This window comes from Bradyrhizobium sp. TM239 (assembly GCF_036247985.1).
GTDB classification, from domain to species: Bacteria; Pseudomonadota; Alphaproteobacteria; order Rhizobiales; family Xanthobacteraceae; genus Bradyrhizobium; species Bradyrhizobium ottawaense.
This window is the reverse complement of record NZ_BTIR01000015.1, coordinates 16,421-30,434: the sequence shown is the minus strand read 5'-3', so window position 1 is coordinate 30,434 and position 14,014 is coordinate 16,421. Positions and strand designations below refer to the sequence as shown.

Sequence of the window (14,014 nt, the reverse complement as noted above, 5' to 3'; positions counted from 1 at the left end):
AAGAGCCCGTTAAACAACGGCGCTCCCGTAGTTCCACGGGTGCTGCGCCCGCGCGTCGGAACGCCAGCGGCCGCGAGGTTCCCTCGGGGTGGCAAAGGCGGCAAAATTGCCGGCATTTCCTCGTCGAATACCTATATCAAGGGACGCGCCGTCCTGTCCGGCCCACACTCCCTTACCTCGGAACGTCAATGCTCTCGGTCGAACTCGTCATCGTCGTCGTCCTGATCGTCATCAACGGCCTCTTGTCCATGTCGGAGCTGGCCGTGGTCTCGTCCCGCCCGGCCCGGCTGTCGCTGCTCGCCGCCAAGGGCGTGCGCGGCGCGGAGCGGGCGCTGACGCTGGCCGCCGATCCCGGCAAGTTCCTCTCCACGGTGCAGATCGGCATCACGCTGGTCGGCGTGCTCTCCGGTGCGTTCTCCGGCGCGACCCTCGGGCAGCGGCTGACGCTGTGGCTGCTCGAACTCGGCCTGTCCGCGGGAATTGCCGACATCGTCGGCGTCGGCATCGTCGTCACGCTGATCACCTACGCCACCCTGATCGTCGGCGAGCTGGTGCCGAAGCAGGTGGCGCTGCGCGACCCCGAAAGCATCGCGGTCAGGGTCGCGCCCGCCATGCATGTGCTTGCGAAGGTCTCGCTGCCGCTCGTCTTCCTGCTCGATCTCTCGGGCAAGCTGATCCTCACTCTGCTCGGCCGCGGCGGCAAGGCCGAGGAGAAGGTCTCCGAGGACGAGATCCATCACCTCGTCAGCGAGGCCGAAAGCGCAGGCGTGCTCGAGCCCGGTGAGAAGGAGATGATCGCCGGCGTGATGCGGCTCGGTGACCGGCCGGTCGGCGCGGTGATGACGCCGCGCACGGACGTCGACGAGATCGACCTCAACGACGATCCCGCCGTCATCCAGGAGATCATCGCCAAGAGCCCGCATTCGCGCTTTCCCGTCTCCGACGGCGACCGCGACAAGCCGATCGGCGTGCTCCAGGCCAAGGATCTGCTGGTTGCCTATATGAACGAACGGACGCCGGACCTGCGTGCGCTCGTGCGCGAGGCGCCCGGCATCCCGGCGTCGGCAGACGCGCGCGACGTGGTGACCATCCTCAGAGCTGCGCCGGTTCACGTCGGTTTCGTCTACGACGAATACGGCGGCTTCGAAGGCATGGTGACGGCCGCCGACATCCTCGAATCGATCGTCGGCGCCTTCCATTCGGAGGAGGGACCGCCGGAGCCGGCCTTCGTCAGGCGTGCCGACGACTCGCTGCTGATCGCCGGCTGGATGCCGGTCGACGAATTCGGCGAACTGCTCGGCGTCGAATTGCCGGCGCACCGCTACAACACGGTGGCGGGCCTGGTGCTGCAACAGTTCAACGCGCTGCCCGACACCGGCGATGCCTTCGACTTCGGCGGCTGGCACATCGAGGTGGTCGATCTCGACGGGCGGCGGATCGACAAGATTCTGGCGAGCCGGTTGAGTGAGGTCGAGACGGGGTAGTTCGAGCGCGCTTATGCGAGCGCCAACTCCATCCTCACCCGAACTTCACGCCGATCCGCTTCTCCTTGCGCCAGACCACTCTGCAGGCGAGATGCGTTCCGTCAGCCTGGACGAACAGGGTGAAATGGTCGGGGATGCCGACCGGGCTGGTGACGTCGAGCGCGGCGCCGGTGTCGGAGAGGTTGCGGACGGTGCAGTCGATCGCGCCGCCGCCGAACTCGATCGTTCCGGCCTTCAGCACGCGATGTCTCGCCTTGTCGCGCCGCTCGTCCATGGGCACAATCTACACCCAAAGTTGAACAAAACCTTAAATGCCAGCTCCGCTCGGTGCCGCCACGGGCCAAGCGACGCCTTACAGCGCCGGCTGGAACGTCTCCGCCTGCGCCATCCGCCAGGCGTCGCGGAAGCGCGGGTCGTCCGTGCCGTCGAGCAGCTCGCCCGGACGCAGCACCGGATAGAGCTGCGCGAAGGATTTCACATCGGTCGTCGAGGTGCGCTGGGTGAAGTGAATCGGGCGCAGCTGCTGCGGATGCTCGAGGCCCGCCGCGGCGATCAGCTCGGTCAGCGAATGCAGCGTCGCGTGATGATAATTGTGCACGCGGTCGATCTTGAGCGGCACGTAAAGCGCACGCGCGCGCGTCGGGTCCTGCGTGGCCACCCCGGTCGGACAGCGGTCGGTGTGGCAGCTCAGCGACTGGATGCAGCCGAGCGAGAACATGAAGCCGCGCGCCGAGTTGCAATAGTCCGCGCCGATCGCCATCGCGCGCGCCATATCGAAGGCGGTGGCGATCTTGCCGGACGCACCGATCCTGATGCGGTCGCGCGCATTGATGCCGATCAGCGCGTTGTGGACGAAATTGACGCCCTCGCGCATCGGCATGCCCAGATGGTCCATGAACTCCAGCGGCGCCGCGCCGGTGCCGCCTTCGTTGCCGTCGACCACGATGAAATCCGGATAGATGCCGGTCTGGAGCATCGCCTTGCAGATCGCCAGGAATTCCCAGGGATGGCCGATGCACAGCTTGAATCCGGCCGGCTTGCCGCCGGACAGGCGCCGCATCTCGGCGATGAACTGCATCATGCCAACAGGCGTCGAGAACGCGCGGTGCGAGGCCGGCGAGATGCAGTCCTCGCCCATCGCGACGCCGCGGATCTTGGAGATCTCCTCCGAGACCTTTGCCGCGGGCAGCACGCCGCCATGACCGGGCTTGGCGCCCTGGCTGACCTTGAGCTCGACCATCTTGATCTGGTCGTCGCCGGCGACGCGCGCGAACGCCTCGGGATCGAAGCTGCCGTCGAGATGACGGCAGCCGAAATAGCCGGAGCCGATCTCCCAGATGATGTCGCCGCCCATCTCGCGGTGATAGGGGCTGACGCCGCCCTCGCCGGTGTCGTGCGCGAAGCCGCCCTTCCTGGCACCCGCATTGAGCGCGCGCACTGCGTTGGGGCTGAGCGCGCCAAAGCTCATCGCGGAAATGTTGAACACCGAGGCCGAATAGGGCTCCTTGCAGTCGGGACCACCAATGCTGATGCGGAACTTCTCCGCGGCATGCGCCTTCGGCGAGACCGAGTGGTGCATCCACTCGTAGCCCTGGCGGTAGACGTCCTCCTGGGTGCCGAACGGACGCTTGTCGAGCTCCATCTTGGCGCGCTGATACACCACCGCGCGGGTGTCGCGCGAGAACGGCATGCCGTCCTTCTCGCTCTCGAAGAAATACTGCCGCATCTCGGGGCGGATCTCTTCGAGCAGGAAGCGGATATGCGCCGAAATCGGATAGTTGCGCAGCACCGCGTGGCTCTTCTGCAGGAGATCGCGGACGCCGAGCAGCGTCAGCGCGCCGAAGATCAGGATCGGCACCAGCAGGATGTCGAAGATCTTGCGGTCGGCGATGCCGATGCCGATCAGGAGCGCGGTGACGACCGCGCAGATCGTCAGGACGATGAAGCGCGGCGAGAATGGCAGCAGCAGGGTTTCCATGATCCCCTCCTCCGCCAGCGGCAGGCGCTTATGGGCGGAGTGTTGGGAGGAGTTCTGCGTCTTGGTGTCGTCGGCCACGATTCCCATCCTCTCGCCAGCATGAGGCGGTACGATACGCCCTTGCCTGTCATACGGATATGACGCGGCCCTTGTTTCAGGCTAGCGAATTCGGCCGAGATAAATCAATCAGCCCGATGGGCGGGTTTTGCAGTGCAGCAGAGGGGCGGCTGGGAAGAAGGGGCGGCGGCCACAGGGGCCTTGAATGGGCAGCGTGGGCCACATTGCATTCCACAAGTTAAACTGTCGTCCCGGGCAAGCGTAAGCGCAGACCCGGGACCCATAACCACAGGATTTCGTGGTGAGAGAAGACTGTCACTCCGACCCTTCGCATAACCACGGCCTGTGGTTATGGGTCCCGGATCGGCGCTCCGCTTCGCTGCGCTTGTCCGGGACGACGAGTTGAGTGTGGCGCGCGATTGCGCCGCTTCTTCAAAAGAGCTTACCGCTCGACGAACGCCTTCTCGATCACGAAATGGCCGGGCTTGTTGCCGCTGCCCTCGATGAAGTCGCGGCCTTCGAACATCACCTTCAGCTCTTCCAGCATGCCCGGGCTGCCGCACATCATGATGCGGTCGGTGGCGATGTCGAGGGGCGACTGTCCGATGTCGTTGAAGATCTGCTCGGAGCTGATGAGGTCGGTGATACGGCCGCGGTTGCGGAAGGGTTCGCGGGTCACGGTCGGGTAGTAGATCAGCTTGTCCGCGAGCAGCTCGCCGAACAGCTCGTCCTCGCGCAAGGAAGCGACCAGCTTCTCGCCATAGGCGAGCTCGGAGACCTGGCGGCAGCCGTGCACCAGCACGATGGACTCGAACTGGTCATAGACCTCGGGGTCCTTGATCAGACTCGCGAACGGCGCGAGGCCCGTTCCGGTCGAGAGCAGCATCAGCCGCTTGCCGGGAAGCAGGTTATCGGTGATCAGGGTTCCGGTCGCCTTGCGGCCGACCAGGATGGTGTCGCCTTCCTTGATCTTCTGCAGGCGCGAGGTCAGCGGGCCGTCCTGCACCTTGATCGAGAAGAACTCGAGCTCTTCCTCGTGGTTGGCGCTCGCCATGCTGTAGGCGCGCAGCAGCGGACGGCCGTCGATCTCGAGGCCGATCATCGCGAACTGGCCGTTCTGGAAACGGAAGCCGGTATCGCGCGTGGCGCGGAAGCTGAACAGCGTGTCGGTCCAGTGCTGGACGGAAAGAACCTTCTCTCGGTAAAACGCGCTCATGATTTTCGATATTCCGAATAATTGCGGTTTTAGGGCAAAAGCGTTGCCCGGCCCTGAAACGGGGCGGACACCATTGCCATGGCGGAGGATTTCGCGTGTGTGATCTACGCCATTGAGACCAATAATCAACCTCGTTCCGGATGCAATTGATGCCGGTCAAACCGGCATTTGCGGCGGAATTGGCCATATTGTTAATGAATCTGCTGTCGGGCGCGCGCGGCGGGCAATTTCTTTTCCCTGCAGCGTTCGAATGCAGCACTTAATTTCCGTCGCGCTCGCGAGAATTTCATTAAGAATAGCTCTGACTTTCACCCTGGTTCGGCGCCGTTTCCCGCATTTTTGCGGCTTTTGGCGCCAGGAACGTCTGAAACGCGACAGAAACACATGGCGGCAAGCGACGAGCGAATCTTCGTCGAGGCGATCAGGCGCTATTGCGCGGGGCATGGCATCGCGGTCGATGTCCGCGCCGACGGCTGGCTGATCGCGATGCGCCGGGGCGATGAGCGGCGCTTCGCCTTCGGCTACGACATCGGCCTCAACAGCGCCATCGCCCATCGCCTCGCCAACGACAAATCGGCGACATCAGAGGCGCTGGCGCTCGCGGGCGTGCCCTGCATTCCCCATCACCTCTTCCTCAATCCGAAGCTGGGCAGGAACGTTGTTGGCCACGGCTGGCGAGAGGCCATGCTTGGGCTGCTCCGGGATCATCCGCAAGGCGCGGTGGTGAAGCCGAACGAGGGGACATCGGGGCGATCGGTGTTCAAGGTGACGACAGAGGCGGAACTCGACCACGCAGCCAGCGAGGTTTTCTCGATGAGCGCCGGGCTCGTGATCTCGCCCTATGTCGCGATCGAGGACGAGGTCCGTGTGGTGCTGCTCGATGAGGCGCCCCTCGTCGTCTACAGCAAGCAGCGCGGCACCGATTGGCGACACAATCTCGATGCCGGCGCGAAGCCGATATTGCTGGACGACAGCGAGGTTCGAACGGCCTGCGTGAAGCTGGCAATCGATGCCGCGCGCGCCATCGGCATCACCTTCTCGTCGATCGACCTGGTGTGCGTTGACGGTGATTGGCGCGTGCTCGAGATCAATTCCGGCGTGATGATGGAGGCGCTGGGCAAGCTGTATCCGGCGCTGGTGCAGGCGACGTATGATGCGGCGCTGGATCGGGTGTTCGATCGAGTGCACAGCGAACGATGACCCATCACCGTCACCTCCAGCGCAACGGCAAGGCCGTTGCGCTGGAGGTGGCAGCTTCTTCAGCGGCCCTCGAAGGGCGACGGCCCGGCTGCCAGCTCGGCCGTTCATCCTTCGAGGCTTGCTCGGCGGTGCGCTTGCACCGCCGAGCGCGCGCCTCAGGATGAGGGAGAGAGAGCGAACCGCCGTCTAATTATTCGCGCTCGCTGAATCGTCCATCGCCTTGAACGCCTCTTCCAGCTGCAGCGAGATCGGCACGTTCAGGCGTTCGCCGGTCGGAAGCCTGGTGGTGAACCATTTGTTGTAGAGCGGGACGAGGTCGCGGTTGGAGCCGAGCTTGCGGAAGGTGCGCTCGACCAATGCGGCGAGCTGCGGCTCGCCCTTCCTGAACATGATGCCGTAGGGGTCGTAGGACAGATAATCGCCGGTGACGCGGAACCTGTCCTGCGCCTTGTGGCGCGCGATCAGGCCGAAGAGCAGGATGTCGTCGGTCGCGAAGGCATCGGCCTTGCCATCGGCGAGCATCTGGTAGGATTGCTCGTGATCGGCGCCGACGGCGATGCTGAGCCCCAATGAGAATTTCTTGTCGGCTGCCTGGATCGCCTGTTCGTTGGTGGTGCCCTTCGTCACCACGATGGTCTTGCCCTTCAGATCGGTGAGCGACTGCGCGCTGGATGTCTTCGGCACCATCAGCTTGGTGCCGGCGACGAACATCAAGGGCGAGAACGCGACGCGCTTGCCGCGCTCCGCATTGGCGGTGGTCGAGCCGCATTCCAGGTCGATCTTGTTCTGGAGCACGGCGTCGATGCGGTCGTCCGAGGTGACCTTGACGTAGTCGATCTTCAGATTGGGATCGTCGACCTCGACGCCGATCTCCTCGACGATGGCCTCGCAGAGCTCGAGGCTGTAGCCGATCGGACGGCCCGACTGGTCGAGGAAGGAGAACGGCGGCGAGCTCTCGCGATAGCCGAGCCGCACGGTGTGCGCCCTCTTGATGGCCGACAGCGTCGGGCTGAGCCCTTCGCCGCCGGTCTGCGCGGATGCCGAGGTCGCGAACAAGGACGTCGCGAGCAACGATGCTGCGAGCAACAACCCGCCTGAGGTCAGTGACCTCGCCAGTGTCTGGCCCATGGTTCGCTCCTACCCATGGCCGGCCATCGCGGGCACCTCGCCCGGCACCATGTCCTCGGGCACGACGTCACCGGGTCCGAGCTCGTGCTCGGGCCCGAGCTCGCCTTCCCATTTGGCCACGACCGAGGTCGCGAGCGTGTTGCCGATCACGTTGGTGGCGCTGCGCCCCATGTCCAGGAAGGTGTCGATGCCCATGATCATCAAGAGGCCCGCCTCGGGGATGTTGAACTGCGCCAGCGTCGAGGCGATCACGACGAGCGAGGCGCGCGGCACGCCGGCGACGCCCTTGGAGGTGATCATCAGCGTCGCCAGCATCGCAAGCTGGGTGCCGAGCGGCATGTCGATGTGGTAGCTCTGCGCGATGAAGACACTTGCGAAGGTGCAGTACATCATCGTGCCGTCGAGATTGAAGGAATAGCCCAGCGGCAGCACGAAGCTCGAGATCCGCGACGAGGCGCCGAACCGGTTGAGCCCCTCCAGCGTCTTCGGGTAGGCGGCCTCCGAGCTCGCGGTCGAGAACGCGATCATCAGAGGCTCGCGGATCAGCTTCAACAGATGGCTGTAGCGCGGCCCGATCACGATGAAGCCGACGATGATCAGGATGCCCCACAGGATCATCAGCGAGAGATAGAAGCCGCCCATGAAGACGACGAGCTTCCAGAGCACCAGCAGGCCGTTCTTCGCCACCGTCGCGGTGATGGCGGCCCACACGGCGAGCGGCGCGAACAGCATCACGTAGCTCGTCACCTTCAGCATGATGTGGCCGATGTCGTCGATCAGCGCCAGGATCGGCTTGGAGCGCTCGGGCATCGCGCCCATCGCCACGGAGAAGAACACCGCGAAGATCACGATCTGCAGGATCTCGTTCTGCGCCATCGCGTCCGCGATCGAGGTCGGGATCAGATGGGTCAGGAATTTCTCGATCGAGAAGGCCGAGACCGGCAGGCCGGTCGATTGGCCCGCCGCGGGCAGCGTGCCGGGGAAATTCGCGCCGGGCTGCAGCAGATTGACCATGATGAGTCCCAGCAGCAGCGACACGAAGGAGGCGCTGACGAACCAGCCCATGGTCTTGGCGAAGATGCGGCCGAGCTTGGAGCCCGAGCCCATATGCGCGATGCCGCCGACCAGGGTCGCGAACACCAAGGGCGCGATGATCATCTTGATCAGGCGCAGGAACATCATGGCAATCAGGTTGATGGAGGAGGCCCAGTCGGCGCGCGTGTCGGGCAGGAAGTTGTAGATTGCCGACCCCATGATGATGCCGAGCACCATCGCGGCCAGAATGTATTGCGTGAACCTGTTCGCCATCGCTTACCCCCACGTACACCGGCGCTTCATGATGTCGCAGATATCACAGCGACGCAACACGCTTTGCGTGTGATCGCGTTGTCAGGATGTTCCCGTTGTGAAATGGAACGCCGCGATCTAGCCTTCATGCAGCGCACAACGCATGCGGCCTGCACGTTTTGCTTGCGGCGGCTGCATCAATAATCGTCAAGACGATCAAAGAGGGAAACGCCATGAGCGGCAACATCAATCGCCAGATTCTGCTGGTCGAAAAACCCAGCGGCAAGCTCGGCCCCGAGCATTTCAAGATGGTGGAGAGCACAGTGCCGGAGCCGAAGGACGGCGAAGCCCTGCTGCGCGTGCGATACATCTCGCTCGACGCCGCCAACCGCGCCTGGATGCACGGCGCGACCTATCGCTCCGCGGTCGAGGCCAACAGCGTGATGGCCGGCGGAGCCATCGCCGAGGTCGTCAGCTCGAAAGCCGAGGGGCTTGCGGCGGGCGACATCGTGTTCGGCGACACCGGCTGGCAGGAGTTTGCCGCGGTGCCCGCAAAGCATCTCACCAAGATGCCGAAGCTCGAGCCGATGACGCATCTGCTCAGCGTGTTCGGCATCGCCGGCCTCACCGCCTATTTCGGCCTGCTGGAGGTCGGCAAGCCGAAAGACGGAGAGACGGTCGTGGTCTCGGCGGCCGCAGGCTCGGTCGGCTCGATCGTCGGGCAGATCGCCAAGATCAAGGGATGCCGCGTGATCGGCATCGCCGGCGGCGCGGACAAGTGCAACTGGCTGACTGGCGAGCTCGGCTTCGATGCGGCCGTGGACTACAAGGACGGCGCCGTGTTCAAGGCGCTGCGGGCAGCCGCTCCGAAAGGCATCGACGTTTATTTCGACAATGTCGGCGGCGACATTCTGGAAGCCTGCCTGCCACAGATGAACAATTACGGCCGCATCGCCTGCTGCGGCGCGATCTCGCAATATGATGGCGCGCCCTCCGCGCACGGCCCGCGCGGCGTGCCGGGGCTGATCGTGGTGAAGCGGCTCGTCATGCAGGGCTTCATCGTGATGGATTACATGAAGGACAGCCCGCGCGCGCTCGCCGATCTCCAGGCCTGGGTCAAATCCGGCAGACTGAAGGTGCAGGAGGACATCATCGAGGGCCTTGCGAACACGCCGAAGGCGCTGATCGGATTGCTTGCGGGCGAGAACCGCGGCAAGCGGATGGTCAAGCTCTAGCGACGTATTGTTTGAGCATGATCTTTTCGGAAAACCGCTGCACACTTCTCCGGATCATGCTCTAGTTACGTCGCAATTGCGCCGGCAATATTGACTTGCGGTAGAAACAGAAGCGGCCAAAGATGCCGCTTCGCGCGCCACCGCTCGCGACGATTGTTTGCATCACTTTTGATAAAGCTTCAGCGTTACCGACAGGGCAGGAATTCACTCAAATGTTCAACACGTTGAAACATGCATCAACGCGCGCCGCGTTGCTGGCGGCCACGCTCTTCGCAACTGCAACAGGCGCATTCGCGCAAGCGCCGACCGAGGCTCAGAAGAGCGCCATCCGGTCCGCATGCCGCTCGGACTTCATGGCACATTGCGCAAGCGTCACGCCCGGCGGCGTGGAGGCTTATCAATGCCTGAAGAAGAACATGTCGAGCCTGTCATCGGGATGCCAGACCGCGGTTCGCGCGGTCGAGCCTGCTGCGGCTCCGAAGACCGAAGCCACTCCCGCCGCGCCGAAGACCGAGGCTGCGCCGAAGGAAGCGACGCCCAAAACCGAGGCGGCTCCTGCCGCGCCGAAGGCTGAATCCGCGCCCGCTGCAAAGCCCGCCGCCGCACCGGCGCCGAAGGCGGCTGCGGCGAAGCAACCGAGCAGCGCGGAGATTGCAGCTGTCAAGAGTGCGTGCCGCGCCGATTATCCCAAAGTGTGCGCCAGCGTGCCGCCGGGCGGCGCGGCGGCACTCGAATGCCTGGAGAAGAACAAGGCCAGGGTTTCACCGGCCTGCGAGAAGGCCGTCAGCGCTGCAGCCGGGGGCGGCACGGCAGCAACGGCGGCACCCGCGGGCGCAGCGCCTGCGGCGGCAGCTGCACCGGCGGCCGCGCCAGCCGTGATCGTCCTGCGACCGCTATTGCCGCGCGAGGAGCTGTTCATCGCGCGCTCGGCCTGCGGCGCCGATATCCGCACGGTCTGTGCCGGCGTGGCGCCCGGCGGCGGCCGCATCATACAATGCCTTTCCAACAGGGCGGCATCGCTCTCGCCGGCCTGCAGGGACGTGCTCGCGCCCTTCGCCGCGAGATGATGCAGCGCACGCGCGAAGGCGCGCGACAATGACGGAGGGCGTGCGGATGAATTTCCCGCACGCCTGCAACGACAAAGCTTTTGCAGATATCCGATTTCGATCACGACAAGACCGGGAGGACAAACATGCGTTCATTGCTGCTGGTTGCTTCTGCGCTCCTCGCCTTCGGAGCGACGATGACGTTCGAGGCCACTGACGCCAATGCGGTGGTGTGCGCCCGCGGGGTCTATCGCGCCGGCTGCGCCGGGCCGAACGCCGCCGTCGTGGTCCGCAAGCCGGTTCCGGTCGTGCGCTGCACCCGGGTGCTGGTGAACGGGGTTTACGTGAAGCGCTGCGTCTGACGGTGCGGATGGCCAAGCCGGCGCGGTTTGGCTATGATTCGGACCTGACGGTTTCGGACGCGCGTAGAACGTGTGTCCGAAGATGCGCTTCGGCGCGCCTGCGCTTGGCCGATAATTCTGCTGGCGCGGGACACCGGAGCACATTAGTCTACCCCTAGATAGTAAGTATACTGTCAATTAGGGAGGCAGACGTTGCGGATCGCCGTGATTGGCGGGGGGCCCGGTGGGCTCTACTTCGCCTATCTCTGGAAGAAGCGTCACCCCGAGGATCAGGTCGACCTGTTCGAACAGAACCCGGCCGACGCGACCTGGGGCTTTGGCGTCGTGTTCTCCGACCAGGCGCTGGAATTCCTGCGCGCCGACGACCCCGAGACGGTCGACGCGATCGGGCCGCACATGGAGAGCTGGGAGAACATCACGCTGAACCTCGGCGGCGACAGCGTCGCCATCGACGGGGTCGGCTTCTCCTCGATCGGGCGGCTCGAGCTGCTGCGATTCCTGCAGCAGCGCGCACTCGACGTTGGCGTCACGCCGCGCTTCGATACGCCGATTCATGCCATCGACCAGCTCAATGGCCACGATCTGATCGTTGCCGCCGACGGCCTGAACTCGCTGGTGCGCCGCGCCTTCGAGGGAGATTTCGGCACCTCGTTGTCCTACTCCTCCAACAAGTTCGTCTGGTACGGCACCTCGAAGCGCTTCGACACGCTGTCGCAGACCTTCGTGAAGACCGATCGCGGCGCCTTCAACGCCCATCACTACCGCTACTCGCCGGCCATGAGCACCTTCCTGGTCGAATGCGATCACGCGACCTGGCAGGCCTATGGCTTCGCCTACAAGGACGTCGAGCAGTCCAAAGGCGTCTGCGAAGAGGTGTTCGCGGACACGCTCGGCGGCCATTGCCTGGTCTCCAACAAATCGGTCTGGCGCAACTTCCCCTGGGTCTGGAACGAGCACTGGTCGTTCAAGAACATGGTGCTGATCGGCGATGCCCTGCATTCAGCGCACTTCTCGATCGGCTCGGGCACGCGGCTTGCGATCGAGGACGCCATTGCGCTTGTCAAGGCGCTGGAATCGGATGCGCATCTTGCGACCGCCCTGCACCGCTATCAGGCCGCGCGAAAGCCCGTGGTGCAGAAGCTCGTCAACGCCGCGCGCACCAGCGCCTTCTGGTACGAGCATTTTGCCCAGCACATGCAGCAGGACCTGATGGACTTTGCCTATAGCTACATCACCCGCTCCGGCCGCATCGACGATGCACGCCTGCGCCATATGTCGCCGGCCTTCATGGCGCGTTACGAGGCTGCCAAGAACGGCGGGGACGAGGCATGAGCAACGAGATTTTCGACCAGGTGCCCGCCGACAGCGAGGGGGCGCGCGAGATCGGCTTTGCCGTTCCTGAAACCTACAACGCCAGCCGCGTGCTGTTCGACAATCTCGCCAAGGGGCGCGGCGACAGGGTCGCCCTCATGGGTCCGGCAGGCACGCGGACCTATTCGGAGCTCTGCGACGAGGCCTGCCGCTGGGGCAGCGGTTTTGCCTCGCTCGGTCTGAAGCGCGGCGACCGCGTGCTCTTGTTTCTCGACGATACCCCGGCCTACCCGGCCGCGTTCTTCGGCGCGGTGCGCGCCGGCTTCGTGCCGCTCCTGATCAACACGCTGACGCCGCCGGATTTGCTGCAATTCTACCTCGCCGATTCCGGCGCCAGCGTCGCGGTCGCGGAGTCGGAGTTCTGTGCGCGCTTCAACGTTGAAGCCTGCAAGGACACTGGTCTGCGCACGCTCATCGTCGTCAATGGCGAGGTACGCAACCACGCCGCGCCGAGCGCGGTCGTGGCTGACGGCTGGCTGGCGCAATTTTCGACGGAGTTGGCGGAAGCCTCGACGCATCGCGACGAGATGGCGTTCTGGATGTACTCGTCCGGCTCGACCGGCCGGCCCAAGGGCATCGTGCATCTCCAGCACGACATGGCCTATAGCGAGCTCGCCTTTGCGCAGAACGTGCTGAAGCTGACGCCTGACGACATCTGCTTCTCGGTGCCGAAGATCTTCTTCGCCTACGGCTTCGGCAACTCCGTCACCTTCCCGTTCTCGGCGGGCGCGGCAACGCTGCTGCTGCCGGGCCAGCCGAAGCCGGCCACGATCTTCGCGGCGATCGAGCAGTACAAGCCGACGGTCTTCTTCGGCCTGCCGACGCTCTACACGTCCCTGACCAAGGCCGAAGGCGCGCAACAGACCAACTTCTCGTCGCTGCGCATGTCGCTCTCCGCGGCCGAAGTGCTCTCGGCCGAAGTCTTCAACGGCTGGAAGACGCTCACGGGCCTCGAGATCGTCGAAGGCCTCGGCTCGACCGAGGTGCTGCACATCTATCTCTCCAACCGCCCCGAGCAGAAGAAGCTCGGCGCCGCCGGCTTGCGCGTGCCCGGCTACGAGGTCGCGCTGCGCGACAAGGACGGACGCGACGTCGCCGACAACGAGGAAGGCATTTTGTGGGTGCGCGGCGATTCCAATACGCCGCTGTACTGGAACCGGCCGGACAAATCCGCCGAGACGATTCGGCAGGGCGGCTGGATCTACACCGGCGACCGCTTCGTTAGGGATGCGGACGGCTTCCACTTCTTCCGCGGCCGCGCCGACGACCTCATCAAGATCTCCGGACAGTGGGTCTACCCGCTCGAGGTTGAGCTGTGCCTCGCCAACCATCCCGATATCCGCGAATGCGCGGTGTTCGCCGCCGAGTTGGCGGACCGCCGCATGACGCTGAAGGCCGTGGTGGTGATGAACAGTCGTACGGCCGATCAGCGTGACGCGACGCGGCGGCTGCAGGACTATGTGAAGGGCAAGCTGCTTCCTTACAAATATCCGCGCGAGGTGATCTTCACCGACGAGCTGCCGAAGACCGGGACGGGGAAGATCGACCGGCAGGCGTTGCTCAGGATGTGAGGCACAGCTGCAGCCACATTCTCGGTGTCGTCCCCGCGTTCGCGGGAACCCATAGCCACAGGGAGTGGTGATAGAGCGA

12 protein-coding genes are annotated in these 14,014 nt (G+C 64.4%); 7 read left to right on the top strand and 5 right to left on the bottom strand.

Annotation, left to right across the window (positions count from 1 at the left end; all coding sequences use genetic code 11):
• Positions 1-188: 188 nt before the first annotated feature.
• Complete coding sequence (locus AABA84_RS24690; protein ID WP_212247503.1) at positions 189-1,484, top strand: hemolysin family protein; 1,296 nt, start codon at positions 189-191, stop codon at positions 1,482-1,484.
• A gap of 34 nt (positions 1,485-1,518) precedes the next feature.
• Here AABA84_RS24690 and AABA84_RS24685 read toward each other — a convergent pair whose 3' ends face one another.
• The 3 genes from AABA84_RS24685 to AABA84_RS24675 form a co-directional block, all read right to left on the bottom strand.
• Positions 1,519-1,758, bottom strand: coding sequence for a PilZ domain-containing protein (locus AABA84_RS24685; protein ID WP_212247505.1), 240 nt, complete (start codon positions 1,756-1,758; stop codon positions 1,519-1,521).
• A 78-nt stretch (positions 1,759-1,836) separates the two neighbouring features.
• The gene (locus AABA84_RS24680) at positions 1,837-3,549 is read right to left on the bottom strand and encodes an FMN-binding glutamate synthase family protein (protein WP_338313509.1); all 1,713 of its coding nucleotides are present in this window, start codon (positions 3,547-3,549) and stop codon (positions 1,837-1,839) included.
• A gap of 412 nt (positions 3,550-3,961) precedes the next feature.
• Entirely contained in the window at positions 3,962-4,735 is a 774-nt protein-coding gene (locus AABA84_RS24675) for a ferredoxin--NADP reductase (protein WP_212247508.1), read from the bottom strand.
• Between the two features lie 384 nt (positions 4,736-5,119).
• Here AABA84_RS24675 and AABA84_RS24670 point away from each other — a divergent pair, with 384 nt between their 5' ends.
• Positions 5,120-5,935 (top strand): ATP-grasp domain-containing protein, encoded by an 816-nt coding sequence (locus tag AABA84_RS24670; RefSeq protein WP_338313508.1) that lies wholly within the window; start codon positions 5,120-5,122, stop codon positions 5,933-5,935.
• A 186-nt stretch (positions 5,936-6,121) separates the two neighbouring features.
• Here the strand turns inward: AABA84_RS24670 and AABA84_RS24665 are convergent, their stop codons facing one another.
• Entirely contained in the window at positions 6,122-7,063 is a 942-nt protein-coding gene (locus AABA84_RS24665) for an amino acid ABC transporter substrate-binding protein (protein WP_338313507.1), read from the bottom strand.
• Positions 7,064-7,072: 9 nt separating this feature from the next.
• Complete coding sequence (locus AABA84_RS24660; RefSeq protein WP_212247517.1) at positions 7,073-8,371, bottom strand: dicarboxylate/amino acid:cation symporter; 1,299 nt, start codon at positions 8,369-8,371, stop codon at positions 7,073-7,075.
• 212 nt (positions 8,372-8,583) lie between these two features.
• Here AABA84_RS24660 and AABA84_RS24655 point away from each other — a divergent pair, with 212 nt between their 5' ends.
• The 5 genes from AABA84_RS24655 (at position 8,584) to AABA84_RS24635 (ending at position 13,935) form a co-directional block, all read left to right on the top strand.
• A complete protein-coding gene (locus AABA84_RS24655) occupies positions 8,584-9,585 on the top strand; it encodes an NADP-dependent oxidoreductase (protein ID WP_338313506.1) in 1,002 nt (333 codons plus the stop codon).
• A 212-nt stretch (positions 9,586-9,797) separates the two neighbouring features.
• Positions 9,798-10,652 carry a cysteine rich repeat-containing protein gene (locus AABA84_RS24650; RefSeq protein WP_338313505.1) on the top strand — a complete coding sequence of 285 codons (855 nt, stop codon included), beginning with the start codon at positions 9,798-9,800 and terminating at the stop codon, positions 10,650-10,652.
• Positions 10,653-10,777: 125 nt separating this feature from the next.
• A complete protein-coding gene (locus AABA84_RS24645; protein ID WP_028175115.1) occupies positions 10,778-10,993 on the top strand; it encodes a hypothetical protein in 216 nt (71 codons plus the stop codon).
• Positions 10,994-11,185: 192 nt separating this feature from the next.
• On the top strand, positions 11,186-12,325 hold the full coding sequence (locus AABA84_RS24640) for an FAD-dependent monooxygenase (RefSeq protein WP_212247520.1): 1,140 nt from the start codon (positions 11,186-11,188) through the stop codon (positions 12,323-12,325).
• The gene (locus AABA84_RS24635; RefSeq protein ID WP_338313504.1) at positions 12,322-13,935 is read left to right on the top strand and encodes a benzoate-CoA ligase family protein; all 1,614 of its coding nucleotides are present in this window, start codon (positions 12,322-12,324) and stop codon (positions 13,933-13,935) included. The genes AABA84_RS24640 and AABA84_RS24635 overlap by 4 nt, the downstream gene beginning before the upstream one ends.
• Positions 13,936-14,014 lie beyond the last annotated feature (79 nt).

What these genes read in the sequence shown, in the direction of transcription:
- AABA84_RS24645 (WP_028175115.1), top strand. Translation starts at nt 10,778, where the DNA reads ATGCGTTCATTGCTGCTGGTTGCTTCTGCGCTCCTCGCCTTCGGAGCG.
- AABA84_RS24635 (WP_338313504.1), top strand. Translation starts at nt 12,322, where the DNA reads ATGAGCAACGAGATTTTCGACCAGGTGCCCGCCGACAGCGAGGGGGCG.
- AABA84_RS24690 (WP_212247503.1), top strand. Translation starts at nt 189, where the DNA reads ATGCTCTCGGTCGAACTCGTCATCGTCGTCGTCCTGATCGTCATCAAC.
- AABA84_RS24670 (WP_338313508.1), top strand. Translation starts at nt 5,120, where the DNA reads ATGGCGGCAAGCGACGAGCGAATCTTCGTCGAGGCGATCAGGCGCTAT.
- AABA84_RS24680 (WP_338313509.1), bottom strand. Translation starts at nt 3,549, where the DNA reads ATGGGAATCGTGGCCGACGACACCAAGACGCAGAACTCCTCCCAACAC.
- AABA84_RS24650 (WP_338313505.1), top strand. Translation starts at nt 9,798, where the DNA reads ATGTTCAACACGTTGAAACATGCATCAACGCGCGCCGCGTTGCTGGCG.
- AABA84_RS24660 (WP_212247517.1), bottom strand. Translation starts at nt 8,371, where the DNA reads ATGGCGAACAGGTTCACGCAATACATTCTGGCCGCGATGGTGCTCGGC.
- AABA84_RS24665 (WP_338313507.1), bottom strand. Translation starts at nt 7,063, where the DNA reads ATGGGCCAGACACTGGCGAGGTCACTGACCTCAGGCGGGTTGTTGCTC.
- AABA84_RS24675 (WP_212247508.1), bottom strand. Translation starts at nt 4,735, where the DNA reads ATGAGCGCGTTTTACCGAGAGAAGGTTCTTTCCGTCCAGCACTGGACC.
- AABA84_RS24655 (WP_338313506.1), top strand. Translation starts at nt 8,584, where the DNA reads ATGAGCGGCAACATCAATCGCCAGATTCTGCTGGTCGAAAAACCCAGC.
- AABA84_RS24685 (WP_212247505.1), bottom strand. Translation starts at nt 1,758, where the DNA reads ATGGACGAGCGGCGCGACAAGGCGAGACATCGCGTGCTGAAGGCCGGA.